The organism is Vibrio sp. 10N.247.310.98, from assembly GCF_041467395.1.
In the GTDB taxonomy this organism is placed as follows: Bacteria; Pseudomonadota; Gammaproteobacteria; order Enterobacterales; family Vibrionaceae; genus Vibrio; species Vibrio crassostreae_C.
The window spans coordinates 13,119-33,313 of the sequence record NZ_JBFSUL010000019.1 but is presented as its reverse complement, the minus strand read 5'-3'; the positions used below and the strand labels follow the sequence as shown (position 1 = coordinate 33,313).

20 protein-coding genes are annotated in these 20,195 nt (G+C 43.9%); 8 read left to right on the top strand and 12 right to left on the bottom strand.

The features are described 5' to 3' along the window. Positions 1-78: 78 nt before the first annotated feature. Positions 79-1,050 (bottom strand): octaprenyl diphosphate synthase, encoded by a 972-nt coding sequence (gene ispB, locus AB6E78_RS09890; protein WP_372112558.1) that lies wholly within the window; start codon positions 1,048-1,050, stop codon positions 79-81. Positions 1,051-1,318: 268 nt separating this feature from the next. Between ispB and rplU the strand changes: the two genes are divergently transcribed. The 6 genes from rplU (at position 1,319) to folA (ending at position 5,307) form a co-directional block, all read left to right on the top strand. Next, on the top strand, positions 1,319-1,630 hold the full coding sequence (rplU, locus tag AB6E78_RS09885; protein WP_004740823.1) for a 50S ribosomal protein L21: 312 nt from the start codon (positions 1,319-1,321) through the stop codon (positions 1,628-1,630). A gap of 19 nt (positions 1,631-1,649) precedes the next feature. After that, positions 1,650-1,907, top strand: coding sequence for a 50S ribosomal protein L27 (gene rpmA / locus AB6E78_RS09880; RefSeq protein ID WP_004735905.1), 258 nt, complete (start codon positions 1,650-1,652; stop codon positions 1,905-1,907). 305 nt (positions 1,908-2,212) lie between these two features. After that, on the top strand, positions 2,213-3,385 hold the full coding sequence (gene cgtA / locus AB6E78_RS09875) for an Obg family GTPase CgtA (RefSeq protein WP_017061377.1): 1,173 nt from the start codon (positions 2,213-2,215) through the stop codon (positions 3,383-3,385). 164 nt (positions 3,386-3,549) lie between these two features. Then, positions 3,550-4,317 (top strand): threonine/serine exporter ThrE family protein, encoded by a 768-nt coding sequence (locus tag AB6E78_RS09870; protein ID WP_017061378.1) that lies wholly within the window; start codon positions 3,550-3,552, stop codon positions 4,315-4,317. Then, positions 4,317-4,790, top strand: a complete 474-nt coding sequence (locus AB6E78_RS09865) for a threonine/serine exporter family protein (RefSeq protein WP_008220023.1) — start codon at positions 4,317-4,319, stop codon at positions 4,788-4,790. The genes AB6E78_RS09870 and AB6E78_RS09865 overlap by 1 nt, the downstream gene beginning before the upstream one ends. A 37-nt stretch (positions 4,791-4,827) precedes the next feature. Next, the gene (folA, locus tag AB6E78_RS09860) at positions 4,828-5,307 is read left to right on the top strand and encodes a type 3 dihydrofolate reductase (RefSeq protein WP_172380432.1); all 480 of its coding nucleotides are present in this window, start codon (positions 4,828-4,830) and stop codon (positions 5,305-5,307) included. A gap of 74 nt (positions 5,308-5,381) precedes the next feature. Here the strand turns inward: folA and AB6E78_RS09855 are convergent, their stop codons facing one another. From AB6E78_RS09855 to lptD, 6 genes are all read right to left on the bottom strand, one after another. Next, positions 5,382-6,185, bottom strand: coding sequence for a symmetrical bis(5'-nucleosyl)-tetraphosphatase (locus AB6E78_RS09855; RefSeq protein WP_017062943.1), 804 nt, complete (start codon positions 6,183-6,185; stop codon positions 5,382-5,384). 29 nt (positions 6,186-6,214) lie between these two features. Further along, entirely contained in the window at positions 6,215-6,595 is a 381-nt protein-coding gene (gene apaG, locus AB6E78_RS09850) for a Co2+/Mg2+ efflux protein ApaG (protein WP_004735899.1), read from the bottom strand. Between the two features lie 88 nt (positions 6,596-6,683). Beyond that, the gene (rsmA, locus tag AB6E78_RS09845) at positions 6,684-7,499 is read right to left on the bottom strand and encodes a 16S rRNA (adenine(1518)-N(6)/adenine(1519)-N(6))-dimethyltransferase RsmA (RefSeq protein ID WP_017062942.1); all 816 of its coding nucleotides are present in this window, start codon (positions 7,497-7,499) and stop codon (positions 6,684-6,686) included. Next, positions 7,496-8,488, bottom strand: a complete 993-nt coding sequence (gene pdxA / locus AB6E78_RS09840) for a 4-hydroxythreonine-4-phosphate dehydrogenase PdxA (RefSeq protein WP_017062941.1) — start codon at positions 8,486-8,488, stop codon at positions 7,496-7,498. Before pdxA ends, rsmA begins: the two co-directional genes overlap by 4 nt. Next, entirely contained in the window at positions 8,475-9,773 is a 1,299-nt protein-coding gene (gene surA / locus AB6E78_RS09835; protein WP_136979300.1) for a peptidylprolyl isomerase SurA, read from the bottom strand. Before surA ends, pdxA begins: the two co-directional genes overlap by 14 nt. A 43-nt stretch (positions 9,774-9,816) precedes the next feature. Beyond that, entirely contained in the window at positions 9,817-12,147 is a 2,331-nt protein-coding gene (gene lptD / locus AB6E78_RS09830) for an LPS assembly protein LptD (RefSeq protein WP_372133361.1), read from the bottom strand. A gap of 149 nt (positions 12,148-12,296) precedes the next feature. On the opposite strand from lptD, the gene djlA reads away from it, so the two are divergent. Next, the gene (djlA, locus tag AB6E78_RS09825) at positions 12,297-13,151 is read left to right on the top strand and encodes a co-chaperone DjlA (protein WP_017061385.1); all 855 of its coding nucleotides are present in this window, start codon (positions 12,297-12,299) and stop codon (positions 13,149-13,151) included. 57 nt (positions 13,152-13,208) lie between these two features. Next, positions 13,209-13,754, top strand: a complete 546-nt coding sequence (locus tag AB6E78_RS09820; protein ID WP_017061386.1) for a DUF924 family protein — start codon at positions 13,209-13,211, stop codon at positions 13,752-13,754. Between the two features lie 95 nt (positions 13,755-13,849). Here AB6E78_RS09820 and AB6E78_RS09815 read toward each other — a convergent pair whose 3' ends face one another. The 5 genes from AB6E78_RS09815 to leuA all read right to left on the bottom strand — a co-directional run bounded on the left by AB6E78_RS09815 (position 13,850) and on the right by leuA (position 19,673). After that, positions 13,850-14,632, bottom strand: coding sequence for a DUF547 domain-containing protein (locus tag AB6E78_RS09815; RefSeq protein ID WP_017061387.1), 783 nt, complete (start codon positions 14,630-14,632; stop codon positions 13,850-13,852). Between the two features lie 156 nt (positions 14,633-14,788). Next, on the bottom strand, positions 14,789-15,391 hold the full coding sequence (gene leuD / locus AB6E78_RS09810) for a 3-isopropylmalate dehydratase small subunit (protein ID WP_017062937.1): 603 nt from the start codon (positions 15,389-15,391) through the stop codon (positions 14,789-14,791). 14 nt (positions 15,392-15,405) lie between these two features. After that, positions 15,406-16,818: a 3-isopropylmalate dehydratase large subunit gene (leuC, locus tag AB6E78_RS09805; RefSeq protein WP_372073167.1), complete on the bottom strand. Its 1,413-nt coding sequence runs from the start codon at positions 16,816-16,818 to the stop codon at positions 15,406-15,408. A gap of 117 nt (positions 16,819-16,935) precedes the next feature. Continuing rightward, complete coding sequence (leuB, locus tag AB6E78_RS09800; protein ID WP_017061390.1) at positions 16,936-18,027, bottom strand: 3-isopropylmalate dehydrogenase; 1,092 nt, start codon at positions 18,025-18,027, stop codon at positions 16,936-16,938. 98 nt (positions 18,028-18,125) lie between these two features. Beyond that, positions 18,126-19,673 (bottom strand): 2-isopropylmalate synthase, encoded by a 1,548-nt coding sequence (gene leuA, locus AB6E78_RS09795; RefSeq protein ID WP_017066940.1) that lies wholly within the window; start codon positions 19,671-19,673, stop codon positions 18,126-18,128. Positions 19,674-20,195: the final 522 nt, after the last annotated feature.

Sequence of the window (20,195 nt, the reverse complement as noted above, 5' to 3'; positions counted from 1 at the left end):
GAAAACCAAAAAAAAAGAGCCCTGAGGCTCTTTTTGTTATTTATATAGAAGCTAGAAGCGAGTTGTCTATTAACCTGCTTACTTACTGCGTTTAACAGCTAAGTGTGCGAGCGTGGTTAGAGCTTGCTTATATTCTGAGCCAGGAAGTACAGAAAGCTCAGCGATGGCTTTATCGGCCTCTTCGTAGGCTTTATTTGTTGTGTACTCTAAAGAGCCTGTCTCTTTCATTACAGCCATAATATCGTCAAGACGTTCCATGCCGTTCGCTTTCTCAATCGCTTCACGAATCATGCTTGCTTGTTCAGGAGAGCCATTATGCATTGCGTAAAGTAGAGGCAGTGTTGGTTTGCCTTCGGCTAGATCGTCACCAACGTTTTTACCCATCTCTTTACCATCTGCAGTGTAATCCATCACATCGTCAATCAGTTGGAAAGCGGTGCCTAGGTATTTACCATAGTTCTGCATTGCTGTTTCGATCTCTGGTGATGACTCAGTAAGAATCGCACCGATTTGGGTCGCAGCTTCGAACAAACGAGCAGTCTTAGAGTAGATCACCTGCATGTAGCTTTCTTCTGTGGTGTCTGGGTTATTGCAGTTCATTAATTGTTGAACTTCACCCTCGGCAATCACGTTTACCGCTTCACTCATTAGCTCAAGGATCTTTAAAGATCCTAGCGTTGTCATCATTTGGAATGAGCGTGTGTAGATAAAGTCACCCACCAAAACGCTAGCGGCATTACCAAAAGCGGCATTGGCCGTCGCTTTACCGCGTCTCATGTCTGATTCATCGACAACATCGTCGTGAAGCAGGGTTGCGGTGTGAATAAACTCGATAAAGGCTGCAGAGGTGATATGAGCTTCACCTTGATAACCAAGTGCGCGAGCAGATAAAAGAGCAAGCAAAGGGCGTAGGCGTTTGCCACCACCGCTAACGATATAAAAACCAAGCTGGTTGATTAAACTTACGTCAGAATTAAGTTGGGCTTGAATTGTTTCATTCACTTTTGCCATATCATTGGCAGTAAGCGTTTGGATAGCTTTAAAATCCATTGTTCATCCGGCTGAAGTTAGACCCTGTAAGGCTTATACGTTGTATTTAATTGTTGAATAATACACTAAAAAACGTTGATTAATACATCGCTAAAGGGCATGATTGCCGCACTTTTCTTTGGCGAACAGGTTTTCGCCAATTTTTTAAAAATATGGCTTGTCATAGCGCCATGATTCCCGTAGAATCTGCGCCCTATTGATTAGTTTAGCGCACACCCGAGTTGTACAATTAACAACCATAGGCTGTGCGGAAAAAGCGGAGTAAAATATGTACGCTGTTTTCCAATCTGGTGGCAAACAACACCGAGTAAGCGAAGGTCAAACACTTCGTTTAGAGAAATTAGACGTTGAAACTGGTGCAACTGTTGAATTTGATAAAGTTCTTCTTGTTGCTAACGGCGAAGAAATCGCTGTTGGTGCACCTCTTGTTGAAGGTGGCAAGGTTACTGCAGAAGTAGTACAACACGGTCGTGGCGATAAAGTAAAAATCGTTAAGTTCCGTCGTCGTAAGCACTCGCGTAAGCAAGCTGGTCACCGTCAGTGGTTCACTGAAGTGAAAATCACTGGCATTAACGCTTAAGTATTAGGAGAGTTTAACAATGGCACATAAAAAAGCTGGCGGTTCTACTAATAACGGCCGCGATTCAGAAAGCAAACGTCTTGGTGTTAAGCGTTTTGGTGGTGAATCTGTTCTTGCAGGTAACATCATCGTTCGTCAACGTGGTACTAAGTTCCACGCTGGCACAAACGTTGGCATCGGTAAAGACCACACTCTTTTCGCTCTTACTGAAGGTAAAGTGAAATTTGCTGTTAAAGGTCCTAAAAACCGTAAGTTTGTAAGCATCGAAGCTGAGTAATTTAATCTTTAACTAGATTATTTTATTAGCTTTCAAGCTGAATTCAAAAGCCCTGCCGATTCGGCAGGGTTTTTTATTTATAGCAAGAATAAAAAAGCAGACGCTCTTGTTTTGGTTTTGAGAAGCCGTTTTATTTTTTGATAAACAGATTAGTTTTTAAGAAATAAGAAGCAAAGAACCTCTCCTTATTTGTTCCTTGGTTGCAGGTCGGCCTAGATCTTAGGTGATCGATCTAAACACGGATCTGCTAGAATTTATATCACTCCTTGATGAGTGGTAACGCAACGTAAGTGCGGAGTTAAAAAATGAAATTCGTTGATGAAGCGGTAGTAAAAATAGAAGCCGGTGATGGCGGTAATGGTACAGTTAGCTTTTGGCGCGAAAAATTCGTCGCTAAAGGTGGTCCTGATGGCGGCGACGGTGGTGACGGCGGTGATGTTTACATCCAAGCGGATGAGAACTTAAACACACTGATCGATTACCGTTTCCAACGTTTTTACAATGCAGAGCGTGGCGAGAATGGTCGCGGCGGTAACTGTACTGGTAAACGTGGTAAAGACATTACGCTGAAAGTACCAGTTGGTACGCGTGCAGTTGATATCCACACCAACGAAATCGTTGCTGAAGTTGCTGAACACGGCAAGAAAGTAATGGTTGGTAAAGGTGGTTGGCACGGTCTTGGTAACACGCGTTTTAAATCGTCTGTTAACCGCGCTCCTCGTCAAAAGACAATGGGTACTAAAGGCGAAGTTCGTGAACTGCGTTTAGAGCTTCTTCTATTAGCTGACGTTGGTATGCTTGGCCTACCAAACGCAGGTAAATCTACTTTTATTCGTTCAGTATCTGCTGCGAAACCAAAAGTGGCTGATTACCCGTTCACTACTTTGATCCCAAGCTTGGGTGTGGTAAGTGTTGTCCCTGAAAAGAGCTTCGTTGTTGCCGATATCCCAGGACTAATCGAAGGCGCAGCTGATGGCGCTGGCCTTGGTATCCGATTCCTTAAGCACCTTGAGCGTTGTCGTGTTCTTCTGCATATGATCGACATTATGCCGATCGATCAATCTGATCCTATTCAGAATGCACTAACGATCATCGATGAGCTTGAGCAATACAGTGAAAAAGTTTCACAAAAACCTCGCTGGTTAGTGTTCAATAAAGTTGACCTAATGCCAGAAGACGAAGCAGACGAAAAGATTCAAGAAATCATCGATGCTTTGGGCTGGGAAGGCGAGTACTTCAAGATCTCTGCTGTGAATAAAATCGGCACCAAAGATCTTTGCTTCAAACTAGGTGAGTTTATGGAAAACCTACCTCGTGAAGTTGTAGAAGTTGAAGAAGAAGAAAAAGTAGACTTTATGTGGGATGACTACCATAAAGATGCGATGAGCGGTAAGAATGTCGTTACTGAAGATGACGACGATTGGGACGATTGGGATGACGAAGAGGATGACGGCCATGTTATCTATGTTCGTGACTAATCCTCTTAGTTTCTCATAACGCATCGGTCGCTTCTTACAAGTACACTGATAGTTTTATTAAACCGCAATGAAAATTGCGGTTTTTTTGTATCTAAATCATGACGTCTTACTGTTTTTTATGCAAAATTTATCTTTAGATAATTAACGCCTATGGGAAGGAAATCATGGCATCAAAGCAAAGAGCGATCTCAAGACTCGTCGCTCAATCAGGACAAATGTTATTGGCGCACGGGGCAGAGAGCACACTGGTCGGCGATATCATGCGTCGCATCGGTATTGCTTGTGGGGTGAATGAGGTTGAAGTCGCACTGTCAGCCAATGCGCTTGTTGTAACTACCGTAATGGATGATCACTGTATTACCACTACTCGAAGTTGTGCTGATCGTGGCATTAACATGCAGGTTATCACCGACATTCAACGCATTTGCATCATGATGGAGAAGGGAATTCTCGATTATGATTTGGCGTATAAAAAGATTCAAAACATCAGCCCCGAGCGCTACAACCGTTGGTTAGTGGTTGTGATGATAGGGTTGTCGTGCGCCTCTTTTAGCCACCTTGCGGGCGGAGACTGGCAAGTCTTCATGATGACTTTTATTGCTTCAGCTTGCGGTATGATCGTCAGGCAAGAGATTGGGCACCGCCATTTCAATCCGCTATTAAACTTTGCTATCACAGCATTCGTTACCACGACCATTTCAGCTCAAGCCGTACTTTACAATATTGGCGGCCAACCCACGATCGTGATGGCTTCATCTGTATTAATGTTAGTACCTGGTTTTCCTCTGATTAACTCCGTCGCTGATATGCTTAAAGGCCATATTAATATGGGGTTAGCGCGCTTTACCATGGCCAGCTTATTAACTCTGGCGACGAGCTTGGGCATTGTCGCGGCGATGAGTCTATCAGATGTTTGGGGGTGGGCAAGCTAATGAGTATCTTCGAACTGTTTTTAGGTTTACTCAACGATATGTTTTTCGCAGCGATTCCGGCTGTCGGATTCGCATTGGTGTTTAACGTTCCGCAACGCGCTTTAATTTATTGTGCACTTGGCGGCTCTATCGGTCATGGTAGCCGTTATTTGATGATGCACTTTGGGATTCCAATTGAGTGGGCAACCTTCTTCGCTGCGACTGTGGTCGGCATGATAGGGGTGCATTGGTCGCATAAACTGTTGGCGCACCCTAAGGTATTTACAGTTGCGGCTTTGATTCCTATGGTTCCGGGTGTCTTTGCCTTTAAAGCAATGATTGCCATGGTTGAGATTAATAGGGCTGGGTATAGCCCCGAACTGTTAGCGATGTTAATGGAGAATTTTTTGAAATCGATGTTCATTATCGCAGGGCTGGCGGTTGGCTTAGCTGTACCAGGGCTGTTATTCTACCGACGCAGACCTATCGTCTAGCATCAATTCTTTTAGTTAAGGACAGGACTTTCGATTTATGATCATCAGTATGATTGCAGCAATGGCCAATAACCGTGTAATAGGTAAAGATAATCAGATGCCTTGGCATTTACCTGCGGATTTTGCATGGTTTAAACGCTCGACTATGGGTAAACCAGTCGTGATGGGACGTAAGACCTACGATTCTATTGGACGCCCTTTGCCGGGTCGGTTGAATGTCGTAATCAGCCGTGATGAGAGTTTAAAGATTGAAGGTGTAACGACGGTAACTTCTATTGAACAGGCTCTAGAGCTACTCAGTGATGTTGAAGAGGTGATGATCATTGGTGGCGGCTCTATTTATGAGAGCTGCTTACCTAAAGCGGACAAGTTGTATCTGACTTACATCGATTTCGCCGTCGATGGAGATACACAATTTCCTGACTGGGGTGAAGGCTGGAAGCAGAGCTTTAACGAGAGCTATCAAGCTGACGAGAAAAACAAACACAACATGGAGTTTGTGATTCTCGAGCGTTAACTGTGGTTATCAATAGCTAGTCTCTGAAAAATGCTTGCGTTACCCTACCAAGGTAGCGCAAGTTTCTCGTATCTTTATAGCGCTTTCTGAGTGAAAAACTGTTTATCTTCCCAGCGAAGAATTGTCAATTCACCTCCCCAGACGCATCCAGTATCAAGTCCAATTACGTCTTTTCCGTTATAGCCTTCAAGCGCAGCCCAGTGTCCAAAAACAACGGTTTTATCGAGCTTTATGCGTTGCGGAAGGTCAAACCATGGCACTAATGGTTCATCGGTAATCTCATTCGGTGGTAGCTTACATGCCATGTCGAGACGGCCATCTTCAAAACAGAAACGCATTCTTGTCAGGCTATTGATCGCATAGCGATAGCGCTCAATATCATGTAAATCCTGATGCCATAAATCAGGCGCGTTGCTGTACATGTTTTCGATTAGCCATTGCCATTTATCGGACTTTAACAAGGATACGATCTCTCGATTTTCAACACGTGCTCTTTCTAGATTCCACTGCGGTGAGATACCCGCATGGCACATCACGAACTCTGGGTGTTCTTGAAGCAAAGGCTGTTGTCTTAACCATTCGATTAGCAGTTCACGATCTTCAGCATCAAGAATCGCTTGAGTCTTATCTTTTGGTTTCGCTGGAAATAGTCCTAAGGACACCGCCAGAAGATGTAAGTCGTGGTTGCCTAATACAACCTTAGCTGCGTCACCAAGGTTACGAATAAAGCGTAACGTCTCCAATGATTTAGGGCCTCGAGCAACTAAGTCTCCGGCGACCCATAAAGTATCTTGGTGTTTATCAAAGTTAATTTTTTCAAGTAGTCCTTGAAGTTCGTCGAAGCACCCTTGGATGTCTCCGACAATGTAATTCGACACAATAATTTCCTGTAGATACGGATGTACGGCTAATTAAGAATATTAGGGATTGCGAGTCTGAATGGGTCAACTTCGGTAATAAAATCAATGCCCTTGTTATCGGTCATCACATAGTGACCTTGCATAACGCCAACAGGGGTTTCGATGACCGTACCACTTGTGTAGGTGTACTCGTCGTTGGCTTCAATCACGGGTTGTTGGCCAACTACACCATCACCCTCAATGGTGAGCTGCTTGCCGTTAGAGTCGGTAATTAACCAGCGGCGAGACATAAGTTGCACCGTTGTTTTACTTAGATTTTTGATGGTAATAATGTAGGCGAAGACATAACGATTCTTCGTTGGCTCAGATTGTTCTTCTATGTACTTAGAGTGAACCTGGCATTTGATACAAGGCGTAGATATATCCATATTCGCACCTTTTGTTGTTGATATACTTAATGTAATTAAAGTATTACATAAAAAAGGCTCCTAACCGAAGTGTAGGAGCCTTTTTTATTTATTTGTCAGCGTTATGACTGTCGTACAACCAGTTTGCCATGTCGACAAACTGCTCGAGCGTTAAGTTCTCAGGACGCATGCTTGGGTTGATACCTAGCTCTTCAAGCACTTCCTTATCGATTAAGCTCTTGTAGCAGTTACGAACTGTTTTACGACGTTGGTTAAAGCCTTCACGACAGACGCGATCTAGCCATTTCAGATCTTTTGCCGGATAAGGCAGCACTTCGTATGGCTGTAGGCGCACGACTGCTGAGTCTACTTTCGGTGGCGGAACGAAGGCCGTTGGTGGAACTTCTAACACAGGCGTTACTTTACAGTAGTATTGAGCCATTACAGTAAGACGACCGTAAGCTTTACTGCCAGGGCCAGCAGCTAGACGGTTAACCACTTCTTTTTGAAGCATAAAGTGCATGTCTTGCACGTCTTTATGGAATTCAAAAAGGTGGAACATCAATGGTGTAGAGATGTTATATGGCAAGTTACCAAAGATGCGTAGCTTATTGTTTGGCTTAACCAGTTCTTGGAAATCGAACTTCATCGCATCGCCTTCACGGATCGTTAGCTTGTCCGCAAGATCTGGATGGTTACGAAGACGTTCTGCAAGGTCTCTATCCAATTCGATAACAGTAAATTTATCGACAAGCTTACCCACAGGCTCAGTAATTGCGCCTAGACCAGGACCGATCTCTACCAAGTTTTGACCTGGTAGTGGGTTAATACTCGATACGATGCCATCAATAATGTATGGATCGTTAAGGAAGTTTTGACCAAAACGTTTACGCGCTTTGTGCCCTAAGTGGACATCATTTCTCATTGCTTTTTCTCTACTAATTCAATGGCGTGCGTGAGCGCTGTTCTAAAGCTCCCTGTATCGGCTTGGCCTTTCCCTGCCAAGTCTAAGGCGGTACCGTGGTCGACTGATGTGCGAATAAACGGTAAGCCAAGCGTGATGTTCACTGAGCGACCAAACCCTTTGTATTTCAATACCGGGAGTACTTGGTCGTGATACATACCTAAAACAGCATCTGCATCTTGCAAATATTTTTCATTAAAGATGGTGTCTGCTGGCAATGGGCCAACTAAATTGATGCCATCTTTTTGGCGAATTTTTTCTAGCGTCGGGGTGATAGTTTCAATCTCTTCACGCCCTAAACAACCATCTTCACCAGCATGTGGATTCAAGCCACACACATAGATAGTTGGTTTCTCAATAGCAAATTTTTCAACCAAGTCTTTATTTAGAATAGCAATAATTTGCTCTAATCTGTCTTCGGTCACAGCTTGAGATACATAAGCTAGTGGGATGTGCGTTGTTACTAGCGCAACACGCAGCCCTTCAGTTGCCAACATCATCACCACCAGTGGTGTATTGGACTTCTCTGCAAAGAACTCGGTATGGCCGCTAAAAGCAACGCCAGCTCGGTTAATTACACCCTTGTGAACGGGGCCGGTGACAATAGCATCAAATTCATCATTCATACAGCCAATTGCTGCGGTTTCTAAAGTATTTAATACGTAATGACCATTAGCCTCATTGAGTTGACCTGCAACTGCCGTTTCAGCAAGTGGAACGTGTTTCACTACCAGTGTGCCAGCGCGTTGCGGTTGCTTAGCTGCATTTGCATCGTAGTCCAGAAGATCGACTTCGATACCAAGAATTTTAGCTCGCTCGGATAGCAGTGTTTTATCAGCACAAACCACGAGTTGATGAGGCCAACTTTCTTGAGATAGAGCCAAAGTTAAATCTGGGCCTATCCCTGCTGGTTCACCTGCGGTTATGACAATACGTTTAGTTGTTGTCATCTTGGTCGTCCTCAACCATCTCAACAAAGGCACTTGCTCTTACTTCTTGTAGCCAAGCACCAGCTTCTTCGTTGAATTTACGGTTAAATAGAATTTGGTAAGCTTTGTTTTTCAAAGCTGAATCGGTACGGTCGACTTCGCGACGGTCTAGTACTTCAACAATGTGCCAACCGTGTACGGTTTTGAATGGCGCACTGATTTTGCCTTCTGGTAGCGTTTCTACTTGGTGTTTGAATTCTGGTACATACAAATCTGGTGTTTGGTAGCCTAGCTCACCATCTTGTACTGCAGAACCTGGATCTTGGCTGTATTGCTGTGCAAGGTCGCCAAAGCTCGCTTCACCTGCGTTTACGCGGCGCGTGATCTTTTCAAGTTGTTCTTTCGCGCCATCGTCACTCAAGATTACGGTTGGCTTAATCAAGATATGACGAGCATTCACTTCCGTTACTGCTACGGTTTCTAAGCCTTTCACATCTTCAATTTTTAGAATGTGGAAACCTACACCGCTACGGAAAGGACCGATGATGCTGCCTTTATTTTGCATTTTGATCTGGTCAGCAAAAATGGTTGGCATCTCTTCTTTACGCATCCAACCCCAATCACCACCTTGCAGCGCTTTAGGACCCTTAGAGTAAGTATATGCCATGGTGCTGAAATCTTTGCCTGAGTTCAGTTCTTCAACCAGTTCAGTAGCTTGAGCTTCTAACTCTTCTTTGGTTTGGTCATCATTAAAGCGCAGTTGAATGTGGCCAATTTTATATTGAACGGTCGCGTTAGTCTCTTGCGCTAAGATATCTGCTAGGTTATCAACTTCCGCAGGAAGAATATTGATACGGCGACGAACTAAGGCGTTACGAGCTTCACTTGCTGCAATCTCTTTTCTTACTTGCTCTCGAAATGCATTGTAGCTAAGGCCTTCTTCAGCAACCGATGCGGTAAGTTGTTCTACCGTTTGGTTGTTGTCTTTAGCGATACCTTCAATTGCTTGATCAAGTCGAGCATCATCAATACGAACACCGATACGTTCTGCTTCTTGAGTTTGAATAGTATCGATGATCAGTTTTTCTAGTACTTGCTCATTGAGCACATCTTGCGATGGCAGTGTTTGACCGCTTTTTTTTGCGTTGGCACGCAGTGTCTTCATCGAAGCATCGATGTCGCTTTGTAAGATAACGCCTTCGTTAACGATAACTTTTACGCTGTCTAGCTCAACCGGTGCTGCAAAGCTTGTTGATAAAGTACAAGTCGCTGCAATAGCAATTAATGTGCGTTTCCACAATGTCATGTGTAATCCTTTAAATTTACTGATTTCTTATCAGTAAAGAAAATTAGTTGTTTAAGAAGAATGGGCGACCGTAGCTCAAAGAGTTATCTGAACTGCTATCCCCAACAGCGCCTGAATCAGAGCCTAAGTTAGTACCAAAGCCGATAATACCGAAATTCACACCAAAGTTATTTTCATATTCAGGCGTGACATTTGGATCACTAATGTTATTTGTCAGCTGGTTACTATACGTAAATCCGATATACCAACAATCGGATTTATAGTTCAAGCGAGCCAACCATTCTAGATTTTCTTGTGTGGTTAAATCATAGAAATATTGAGCACTGGCATTCCACTTCCGCGAAATCTGGTAAGCACCAAGTAAGCCTGCTTGTGAGATACCATCTCTAGTTATGGATGATACGTCAAAATCTACAGTTTCATTTATGTACTCTTCTGTTACATAGCGGTAGTTGGTTTGTATATAGCCGCCGGCAAAACGGTACTCAATGGTACTGTTAGCAAGTTGCATCGAAGATGAATCAATGTCGTATTGCACACCGCCATGGTAGAAAAGGTAATCATCGTAGTTGAAATCCATTTCAATAGCCCAAGACGAATAATTAGTTTTCTTATTAGAGTCGTCGTTGTCTAAAGTCTGTTTTGTATCTTTATCAAAATAGAAAATTTGACCAAAAGATATGTTTAAGCGCTCTCGGTACTCATCATCAAAAAAGCGAGATGATGCGCCATAGCTAATTTGATTTGCTGACGCAATGCGGTCTACACCACTGTATTTACGGCTTCTAAATAGGCCGTAGTAATCGGTTTGTAACAGCGTAGTATCATAAAGACCAATATCGCTTTGATCCTCTTCAGGAACATACAGGTACTGGACTTGAGGCTCCAAGGTTTGAGTATAGTTACCTACAATCGTGGTATCTCGCTCCAGAACAATACCAGCGTGGCTTCTAAATTCAGGGATAACTCGACTTACCGATTCTTCTAAATCTTTGTACTCGTCACTTGTTGTATCAACGCCATCAAGATCCTGTTGGTAGTATGTACCAAGTAATCGTGCTTCGGTTGTCCAAGTGCCCCAAGTGTTACCTACTGGGATTGTAATACCAGGTTCAACGTGAACACGAGTGGCTGATGGTTTGCCTGATGCGTCGGTATCGAACATTGATATATGACTGATTAAGTCAAAATCTAGGTAATCCATTACCTCTGGAGCATAGTAGTTATACTCGAGTTGTGGCATTAGACGATAAGGCAAGTTATTGCTGGTGGTAAGAACTTGGAAGTCTCGAACAAGTACAGACGCATCCCAATTTTGAGAACGGTATGTTGCTTGCCCTTCTTGAAGCAGTTGTCCATCTTCACGGTTACCGATATTTGAGCTCATGTCCGAAAAGTAGTCAATATCACTGACTTTAGAGTAATCAATTTCGAATAACCAAGATTGTTGGAATATTCCTGAATGTTCTAGTTGGAAACCCCAACGATCGCCTAGATCAGTGTACTTTTGATCGTCTGGTAAATATTCAGACTCGATACTACCGGAACCAAAATCGCTTAAATATCTGAATTTACTGTTGAGTTGAGTGCCACGCTCTTGCATGTACTTGAAGGTAGTTTCCAAATCGTAGTCTGGTGCTAAGTTCCAATAAACAGGAATTTCAGCTTCAAAACCATCGCTTGAACCATACGAAACTGTTGGGTACAAGAAACCGGTTTTACGTGTATCACCCACCGGTACTGTTAAGTAAGGTAAGTAAAAGACGGGAACACTTTGGATTTCAAAACGTGGATTATAAAAAGTGGCTTGTTCTTCGTCTTGGTCGACACTGATGCTCGATGCTCTTAGACGCCAAGCATTATCGCCGATAGGGCAAGAGGTAATGGAGCCATCTTCAATCTCATAAACCGCTTTACCTGTTTTTGCTATATAAACAGCATCTCCGCGACCGGGCTCGCAAAGGAATTCGTAATCGGTGTTCTCAAGCGTCATTTCATCTGTAGTCAGATTATTGGTCGCTCTGTCTGAGATAGATTTGATTTGACCATCACTAAAGTTTACGTTGCCTTCAGCTACAACGATATTTTCTTGTTGGTGCAGGGTTACGTTATCGGCAAGGATGGTCTTGTTCCCTTGCGTAACGACTACGTCACCTGAATATATTGCTTTGTCACCATTGATAGCTTCTAGGCGATCTGACTCAACGTGAGCGGGTAGCTGTGTCTCGTTTTCTGCAGCGGGCTCGATCAAGCATTGATCTATAGAGGGCATTTCCTGCACACTACTATCGGTGACTGTTTCAGCTTGAGTTGTCGACACGTATAACGCCGTACTTATAGACGCGGCTAACAAGGTGCGGGAAAAAGATTGCATGAAGTTGAACTATCCTGTGTCACTAGATGAAGGGTTGATCTAGTATCAATCCAATTAATAAAGCATTTTCCTTATGATAAAGGAAATAATAGCATTCAGCATCATCAGACAGCATTACTCAGATAAAATTCATAGATAGAGAACACATAATGCAAATATTTGGCAAAATTTTGGGCGCGTTTTTTGGCTTTTTATTTGGAGGGCCACTCGGTTTAGTTTTTGGTCTGTTTTTAGGACACCAATTCGATAAAGCTCGCGGATTGAACCAATCAGGCTTCAATAGCTCTGGTTTTGGTCGAGGTCCAAGCCAAGCAGAAAGACAGAACGAGTTTTTTAAATCCGCTTTTGCGGTTATGGGGCACGTTGCTAAAGCGAAAGGGCAGGTAACGCCAGAAGAGATTCAACTCGCTTCTACCATGATGGAGCGTATGAACCTGCATGGCGAACAGCGTAAAGCAGCGCAAGATGCATTCCGTGACGGCAAAGAGAGCGACTTCCCTCTGAACGACGTACTTGAGCGAGTTAAAATCTCATCGGGTGGTCGTTTTGATCTTCTGCAGTTCTTTCTAGAGCTTCAGGTATCTGCCGCATTTGCGGATGGAAGTTTGCACCCGAGTGAACGTCAAGTTCTGCATAAAATAGCGCAAGGGCTTGGGTTTTCGGCAGCACAACTAGAACGCCGCTTGCAGATGCAAGAAGCTGCGTTCCGTTTCCAACAGCAAGGTGGAAGCTTTGGTGGCCATCAGGGGCATGGGCAATCATCAGGTTGGCAACAGGCTTCGCAACAGAACCAACTTGGCGACGCATATAAGGTTCTTGGTGTGAGTGAAAGTGCTGACGGTAAAGAGGTGAAGAAAGCCTACCGCAAGCTGATGAATGAACATCACCCAGATAAACTGATGGCGAAGGGCTTACCGCCTGAGATGATGAATGTTGCGAAAGAGAAATCGCAAGAAATTCAGAATGCTTATGACCTGATAAAGAAAGTAAAAGGTTTTAAGTAATTGAACACTAAACCGAGTAATAACAAAGTTACTCGGTTTTTTATTAAAGGGAATTATATGACGGTAACGTATCAGGATGTTCTAGAGTTTTGGTTCGATGAGTTGACGCCTAAAGATTGGTTTACTGGCGGCGCCGAGATTGACACTTTGATAGAGTCTCGATTTTCTGAATTGCATAAAGCAGCCATTCAAGGCGAGCTATTTGAGTGGCGCCAAACTGCGCAAGGACGATTGGCTGAGATTATCGTACTTGATCAGTTTTCTCGAAATATTGGTAGAAAAAGTCCGACAGCATTTTCTGCTGATCCGATGGCGTTGGCTCTAGCCCAAGAGGCGGTAGCGGGTGGTTTTGATCACCAGCTTAACGAGCAACAGAAAAGCTTCCTGTATATGCCTTATATGCACAGTGAATCTTTGTTAGTCCATGAACAAGCCGTGGAACTCTTTTCTCAAACGGGATTAGAGCATAATCTGGACTTTGAGTTTAAGCACAAGGTTATCATTGAGCGATTTGGTCGCTATCCGCACCGTAATGAGGTGTTAGGGCGAGCTTCGACTCCCGAAGAGATTGAGTTCTTGCAGCAACCGGGCTCAAGCTTTTAATTGTAGAAATACGGTCAAAGAATTGAGAAGAGGCTAGAGGTTAATAAAAACCTCTCGCCTCTTTTTTACTTTAGTGATCAACTTTAGCCTTAGAGCTAGTTTGCTTGGTTGAGCGACCAATCGTATTCATAACTGATGTTTTGAGTATTGGTTACTGCTTCAATTCGATATTGTTCTAAGTGCTGAATAAGCTGTTTCTTCGTACCAAAATCCACAGCAAACCATTCGTAAATCGATGATAGTTGAAGCTTATTGTTTGTAACCATCACGCCTTTGTCACTGCTTACAAACTCAGTTGCAGCTTGCTCTAGCAAGGCTTCAGTATTTTTAGAGGTAAAAGCGTCAGGTTGTAAGTTAGGGCAACCTAGGCTGGCACAGTTCACTGCATAATGCGTGCGAGGATCTTGCCAAATTGGTCTTAGGATTCGGTGTTCAATGTCATTGAGTGTCAGTGATTTCCCATTAACGACTACCACATCATCTCCCCACGGACCGAAACTAAATAGTCCGCCAAGTTTAGTTATGGATTTGATCGGGTAGGCATCAAGAATCAAATCGACAGTCACGGCGTTATATAGATTAACCCAGTAGGCATACTGCTCCGCTTTTGAATAGTTGAGCGGATTCACCTGTTCGAGTTGCTTGATGTATTGCTTAAGTTTGGTCTTATCGGCAGTGTTCACCGCTTTATAGCTAACTAACGTATTTTGCCCCTGTTTAACCAAGTAGCTATCGAGGAATTGCTGCCAATCTTGATGAGATACCTGTTCTAGGTTGGTTTCGTCGCTTTGCTTCCAGTATGGCCAAAGATCGGATTTAGGCGCAGACCAAGCTAAGGTTGAGAAAAGTAGGCTGACAATAAAAAGTAGTTGTTTCATGGCATTCTCCTGATGACTGACTACTAAGACCTTAAGGCTTACCATTTTCTTTCATTGCTCTTCATTTAAATAAACATATGAAGTTAAGTTAAAAGCTTAGCCAAATAAAAAAGGTTGGCACTTGGCCAACCTTTAGATTTATTCAGAAACGTCTCATTATTTTAGGAAGCTAGGAATCTTAGCTTCAAACTCTGAAATCTTATCGGCGTGTTGAAGTGTTAGGCCGATGTTATCTAGGCCATTCAGTAAGCAGTGACGACGGAACTCATCAATTTCAAACGAGTACTCTTTGCCGTTCGCGCTGACTTTCATTGCTTCTAGATCAACCGTAATTTCTGCACCTTCATTCGCTTCAACGAATTGGAATAGCTCATCCACTTCTTGCTCAGTCAATCGAACTGGCACCATTTGGTTGTTGATCGAGTTACCGTAGAAAATGTCGGCAAAGCTTGGTGCGATCATTACTTGGATACCGTAATCGGCAAGCGCCCACGGTGCGTGTTCACGAGATGAACCACAACCGAAGTTTTCACGAGCTAAAAGAATTGAAGCGCCTTGGTAGCGAGCTTCGTTCATTACAAAATCAGGGTTTGGCTGTTGGCCTGCATCGTCTAGGAAGCGCCAATCGTGGAACAAGTGCTTACCAAAACCGATGCGGTTTACTTTCTGTAGAAACTGCTTTGGAATGATCGCATCAGTATCGATGTTGGCCGTATCTAGAGGAACGACTAATCCGGTGTGTTGTTGAAAACCTGACATGTTAAATCCTCTAATTAAAGTTCACGAATATCGACAAAGTGACCAGCGATAGCCGCTGCGGCTGCCATTGCTGGGCTAACTAGGTGCGTACGACCATCACGGCCTTGGCGACCTTCAAAGTTACGGTTTGATGTAGAAGCACAGCGCTCTTGTGGACCTAGACGGTCGTTGTTCATCGCAAGACACATAGAGCAACCCGGTAAACGCCATTCAAAGCCTGCTTCTTTAAAGATTACATCTAAACCTTCAGCTTCTGCTTGTGCTTTAACTTGCTCTGAGCCCGGAACGATCAATGCTTGAACATGTTTCGCTACTTGGCGGCCTTTCGCTACCGCAGCGGCTGCGCGCATATCTTCGATACGAGAGTTAGTACAAGAACCCACGAACACTTTATCTACGTTGTAATCAGATAGAGATTTACCGGCTTCAAGACCCATGTAAGCCAGCGCTTTTTCAGCTGATGCTTTTTCTACAGGGTCTGCGAAGCTTTCTGGTGCAGGGATTGGTGTGTCTACTGAGATAACCTGACCTGGGTTGGTACCCCAAGTGACTTGTGGTTTGATGTCTGCCGCTTCTAATGTAACAACTGCATCGAATTCTGCATCAGCATCGGTTTTTAACGTATCCCAGTATTCGATTGCTGCTTCTAGGTCTTCGCCTTCTGGAGAGAACTTGCGACCTTTGATGTACTCGTATGTCGTTGCATCTGGAGCGATTAAGCCTGCTTTAGCGCCAAGCTCGATTGCCATGTTACATACTGTCATACGACCTTCCATCGTAAGGTCGGTAATTGCCTCACCACAGAATTCAACTACGTAGCCAGTACCGCCAGCAGCCGTTGTTTTACCGATGATCGCTAGCACGATGTCTTTTGCAGTGATGCCAGGAGTAACCTTGCCTTTTACTTCGATCTTCATGGTTTTAGCGCGAGCTTGTTTTAGCGTTTGCGTAGCTAGAACGTGTTCCACTTCTGAAGTACCGATACCAAATGCTAGTGAACCAAATGCACCGTGTGTAGCCGTGTGCGAGTCACCACATACGATGGTCATGCCCGGTAGCGTAATACCTAGCTCAGGACCCATTACGTGCACAATACCTTGGTATTTGTGGTTTAGATCGTAAAGCGTGACACCAAACTCTTCACAGTTCTTCGATAGCGTTTCCATTTGGATACGAGCCATCTCACCAGAAGCGTTGATGTCTTTAGTTTGTGTCGATACGTTGTGATCCATGGTCGCGAAAGTCTTGCCAACTTGGCGAACTTTGCGGCCTTTCTCACGTAGGCCATCAAAGGCTTGAGGTGACGTTACTTCGTGAACTAAGTGACGATCGATATAAAGAATTGGTGTTTCGCCCTTCGCTGCAACCGCAACGTGAGCGTCATAAACTTTTTCGTATAAGGTTTTTGCGTGCTGGTTTGTCGACATAGCTTTTCTTCCTTGGGAGCATCAGTCCCAGTGTTTGTTTCGAGCCAAGTCATGCGGTTTACGCTGACTTGGCTTGATATTATTCTTATGTACTTGCTTCTAATCGGAGCCTTTAGCTTATGAAGCTAAGATGTACTCAGCGATCTTGTCACCCATTTCAGAGGTAGTCAGCGCTTGGTTTTTTCCAGCAAGGTCTGCCGTTAGCTCGCCTGCAGAAAGTGCTTTAGAAACCGCTGCTTCGATGTCTTGTGCTGCCGCTTCTTCGCCTAGGCTGTAACGAAGCATTAGGGCTGCAGAAAGGATTTGCGCGACTGGGTTTGCGATGTTCTTACCTGCGATATCTGGTGCGCTGCCACCTGCTGGTTCGTATAGGCCGAAGTTGCTTTCATTTAAACTTGCAGAAGGAAGCATACCCATAGAGCCAGTGATCATTGCGCATTCATCAGAGATGATGTCACCAAAGATGTTTGAACATAGCATTACGTCAAACTGAGATGGGTCTTTGATTAGCTGCATGGTCGCGTTGTCGATGTACATGTGGTTTAGCGTTACATCTGGGTAATCTTTTGCGATCTCTTCAACGACTTCACGCCATAGGATAGAGCTCTGTAGAACGTTCGCTTTATCGATTGAGTAAACGTTTTTGTTACGTAGGCGTGCCGATTCAAACGCAATCTTTGCAATACGTTCGATTTCGTAGCGGTGGTAAACCTCTGTATCAAAAGCTTTTTCAGTTGCGCCTTCGCCTTCACGGCCTTTAGGTTGGCCGAAGTAGATACCGCCTGTTAGCTCACGGACTACCACGATGTCGAAACCGTTACCTGAGATGTCAGCACGTAAAGGAGAGAAAGACTCTAGACCTTTATGGATTTGAGCTGGACGTAGGTTACAGAACAGTTGGAAGTGTTTACGTAGAGGAAGTAGGGCACCACGCTCTGGTTGGTCGTTCGGTGGAAGGTGTTCCCATTTAGGACCGCCAACAGAACCAAAAAGTACTGCGTCAGATTCTTCACAGCCAGTGACTGTTGCTTCTGGAAGTGGACAGCCGTGGTTATCAATTGCAATACCACCAACATCATACTCTTCGCGAGAAAAGCTAATCGCGTGCTTCTTTTCGATCGCGTCTAGCACTTTATGCGCTTGTTGCATTACTTCTGGGCCAATGCCATCACCAGGTAGTACGGCAATTTTGTATGATTTATCAGTCATGTTAATCCTTTAATTCTTTGTTACTGAGCTATTTAGCTCGTTTTAAATTTTGTCCCTAAAGCCAATAACATCGGCTCTAGGGCTCTGTTATTGGGTGTTTAAACTGTTGCGATTCTTTGCTGTTTCATTTCAGCAATGGTGTCTGCGCGTTGAATGCTATTAATAACGTGCAGTAGCGCCTGACCAGAGGCCTCAACGATATCCGTTGAAACGCCTGTACCGTGGTACTTGCGGCCTTTGTAGTTCGCAATAATATCAGCTTGGCCTAAGCCATCTTCGCCTTCACCTTTCGCGGTAAGGTCGAATTTATCCAATGCAATTTCGTAACCCGTTAAGCGGTAGATACATTGGTATAAAGCATCAACCGGGCCGTTACCGACAGCCGCTTCGCATTTCTCTTCATCACCACATTGCAGCTTGATGCTGGTGGTAGACATAACACTACCAGATTGTACGCTTAGGTAGTTAAGTTTATAGAAGTCATCTTCGTCACGTAGATTTGCGAAGTGCATTAGTGCTTCTAGGTCGTAATCGAATACTTGGCCTTTACGGTCAGCCAGTTTCAAAAAGTCTTCGTACAATGAATCTAGGTTGTACTCATTGTCTTTGTAGCCCATTGCGTCCATGTGGCTCTTAACGGCTGCACGACCACTGCGGCTGGTTAGGTTCAATGCTTTGTTTTTCAAGCCAATAGACTCAGGAGTCATGATCTCGTAAGTGTTCTTGTTCTTAAGCATGCCGTCTTGGTGGATACCTGAAGAGTGGCTGAATGCGTTAGCACCGACGATTGCTTTGTTGTCTTGAATTGGCATGTGGCAAAGCTGGCTAACCAACTTACTGGTACGGTGAATCTCTTGATGATCCAAACCAGTATGAACACCTAGTAACTCTTGGCGAGTTTTGATGATCATTGCGATTTCTTCTAAAGAACAGTTGCCCGCACGTTCACCGATACCGTTAATAGTACCTTCAACTTGACGAGCACCGGCTTGTACCGCAGCAATTGAGTTAGCAACCGACATACCCAAGTCATCGTGACAGTGAACAGAGATGATTGCTTGGTCGATGTTTGGAACGCGATCAAATAGCGTTTTGATAATGCCACCAAACTCGTTAGGTACTGTGTAGCCCACTGTGTCTGGAATGTTGATGGTTTTCGCGCCCGCGTTGATTGCCGCTTCAACCATACGACATAGGTTATCGATAGGCGTACGACCTGCATCTTCACAAGAGAACTCAACATCGTCTGTGTAGTTGCGCGCATGCTTTACCGCTTTTACTGCCATATCGACAACATCGTCGTAGCTACGGCGTAATTTATCTTGCACGTGAACCGTTGATGTAGAAATGAAGGTGTGAATACGGAACTGCTCAGCGACTTTTAACGCTTCTGCAGCGGCATCGATATCCTTCGCTACAGCACGAGAAAGTGCACAGATTCGGCTGTCTTTAATATTTTTTGCGATGGTTTGTACTGACTCAAAGTCGCCTGGTGATGACACCGGAAAGCCCGCTTCAATAACATCTACACCCAGTCGTTCAAGTGCATAAGCGATCTGTAATTTCTCTTTTACCGTTAAGCTTGCAGCCAACGCTTGCTCGCCATCACGTAAGGTCGTGTCAAAAATTATCACTTGATCGTTCATGGGTGCTTCCTTATATCGATAATGAATCGATTGCTATCCAAATTATTATTAAGAATGATGTTCTTTTAAAAGTGCCAGTTACAAAAAAACCCGCTCAGCGCGGGTTTTAATATTTGTGTAGTTCTTGACCCACAACTTACCCGCGCGATTGGTTCACGATAAGGAGAAGTTTCAGCAGTCGAGAAGAAGAAAAAATCATTACACAAATATCCGTAAATAAACTGTTAACACCATATTTACCGCAATTTATTCTGAGCGTCAAACAAGAAAATCCAATATAAGCGTGCTTTGGCGGTGTTTTTTTTTGGTTTGTGCTGCTTGCGTGTTGTTTGCTGGTGTTATCAGCTGATTGAGTGTTTTGTACTGGGCGGTTAGTTTATCGTTTGGCTGATGTGTAGGTTAAAACTTTGTAGTAAATCTTTTTGATGGAACGATTCACCAATAAAATTAAAAGGGTGGCTAAATTAATTAATCATTTGATTAAATAGTGAGTAATTAATCTTCTACAACCATGTCGATTTA

Excerpts from the sequence above, each read along its gene's own strand:
- apaG (WP_004735899.1), bottom strand. The coding sequence starts at position 6,595 with ATGGATATATCTACGCCTTGTATCAAATGCCAGGTTCACTCTAAGTAC.
- rpmA (WP_004735905.1), top strand. The coding sequence starts at position 1,650 with ATGGCACATAAAAAAGCTGGCGGTTCTACTAATAACGGCCGCGATTCA.
- cgtA (WP_017061377.1), top strand. The coding sequence starts at position 2,213 with ATGAAATTCGTTGATGAAGCGGTAGTAAAAATAGAAGCCGGTGATGGC.
- djlA (WP_017061385.1), top strand. The coding sequence starts at position 12,297 with ATGCAAATATTTGGCAAAATTTTGGGCGCGTTTTTTGGCTTTTTATTT.
- rplU (WP_004740823.1), top strand. The coding sequence starts at position 1,319 with ATGTACGCTGTTTTCCAATCTGGTGGCAAACAACACCGAGTAAGCGAA.
- leuB (WP_017061390.1), bottom strand. The coding sequence starts at position 18,027 with ATGACTGATAAATCATACAAAATTGCCGTACTACCTGGTGATGGCATT.
- AB6E78_RS09815 (WP_017061387.1), bottom strand. The coding sequence starts at position 14,632 with ATGAAACAACTACTTTTTATTGTCAGCCTACTTTTCTCAACCTTAGCT.
- leuA (WP_017066940.1), bottom strand. The coding sequence starts at position 19,673 with ATGAACGATCAAGTGATAATTTTTGACACGACCTTACGTGATGGCGAG.
- leuD (WP_017062937.1), bottom strand. The coding sequence starts at position 15,391 with ATGTCAGGTTTTCAACAACACACCGGATTAGTCGTTCCTCTAGATACG.
- AB6E78_RS09865 (WP_008220023.1), top strand. The coding sequence starts at position 4,317 with ATGAGTATCTTCGAACTGTTTTTAGGTTTACTCAACGATATGTTTTTC.
- lptD (WP_372133361.1), bottom strand. The coding sequence starts at position 12,147 with ATGCAATCTTTTTCCCGCACCTTGTTAGCCGCGTCTATAAGTACGGCG.
- AB6E78_RS09870 (WP_017061378.1), top strand. The coding sequence starts at position 3,550 with ATGGCATCAAAGCAAAGAGCGATCTCAAGACTCGTCGCTCAATCAGGA.
- folA (WP_172380432.1), top strand. The coding sequence starts at position 4,828 with ATGATCATCAGTATGATTGCAGCAATGGCCAATAACCGTGTAATAGGT.
- ispB (WP_372112558.1), bottom strand. The coding sequence starts at position 1,050 with ATGGATTTTAAAGCTATCCAAACGCTTACTGCCAATGATATGGCAAAA.
- leuC (WP_372073167.1), bottom strand. The coding sequence starts at position 16,818 with ATGTCGACAAACCAGCACGCAAAAACCTTATACGAAAAAGTTTATGAC.
- AB6E78_RS09820 (WP_017061386.1), top strand. The coding sequence starts at position 13,209 with ATGACGGTAACGTATCAGGATGTTCTAGAGTTTTGGTTCGATGAGTTG.
- rsmA (WP_017062942.1), bottom strand. The coding sequence starts at position 7,499 with ATGAGAAATGATGTCCACTTAGGGCACAAAGCGCGTAAACGTTTTGGT.
- surA (WP_136979300.1), bottom strand. The coding sequence starts at position 9,773 with ATGACATTGTGGAAACGCACATTAATTGCTATTGCAGCGACTTGTACT.
- pdxA (WP_017062941.1), bottom strand. The coding sequence starts at position 8,488 with ATGACAACAACTAAACGTATTGTCATAACCGCAGGTGAACCAGCAGGG.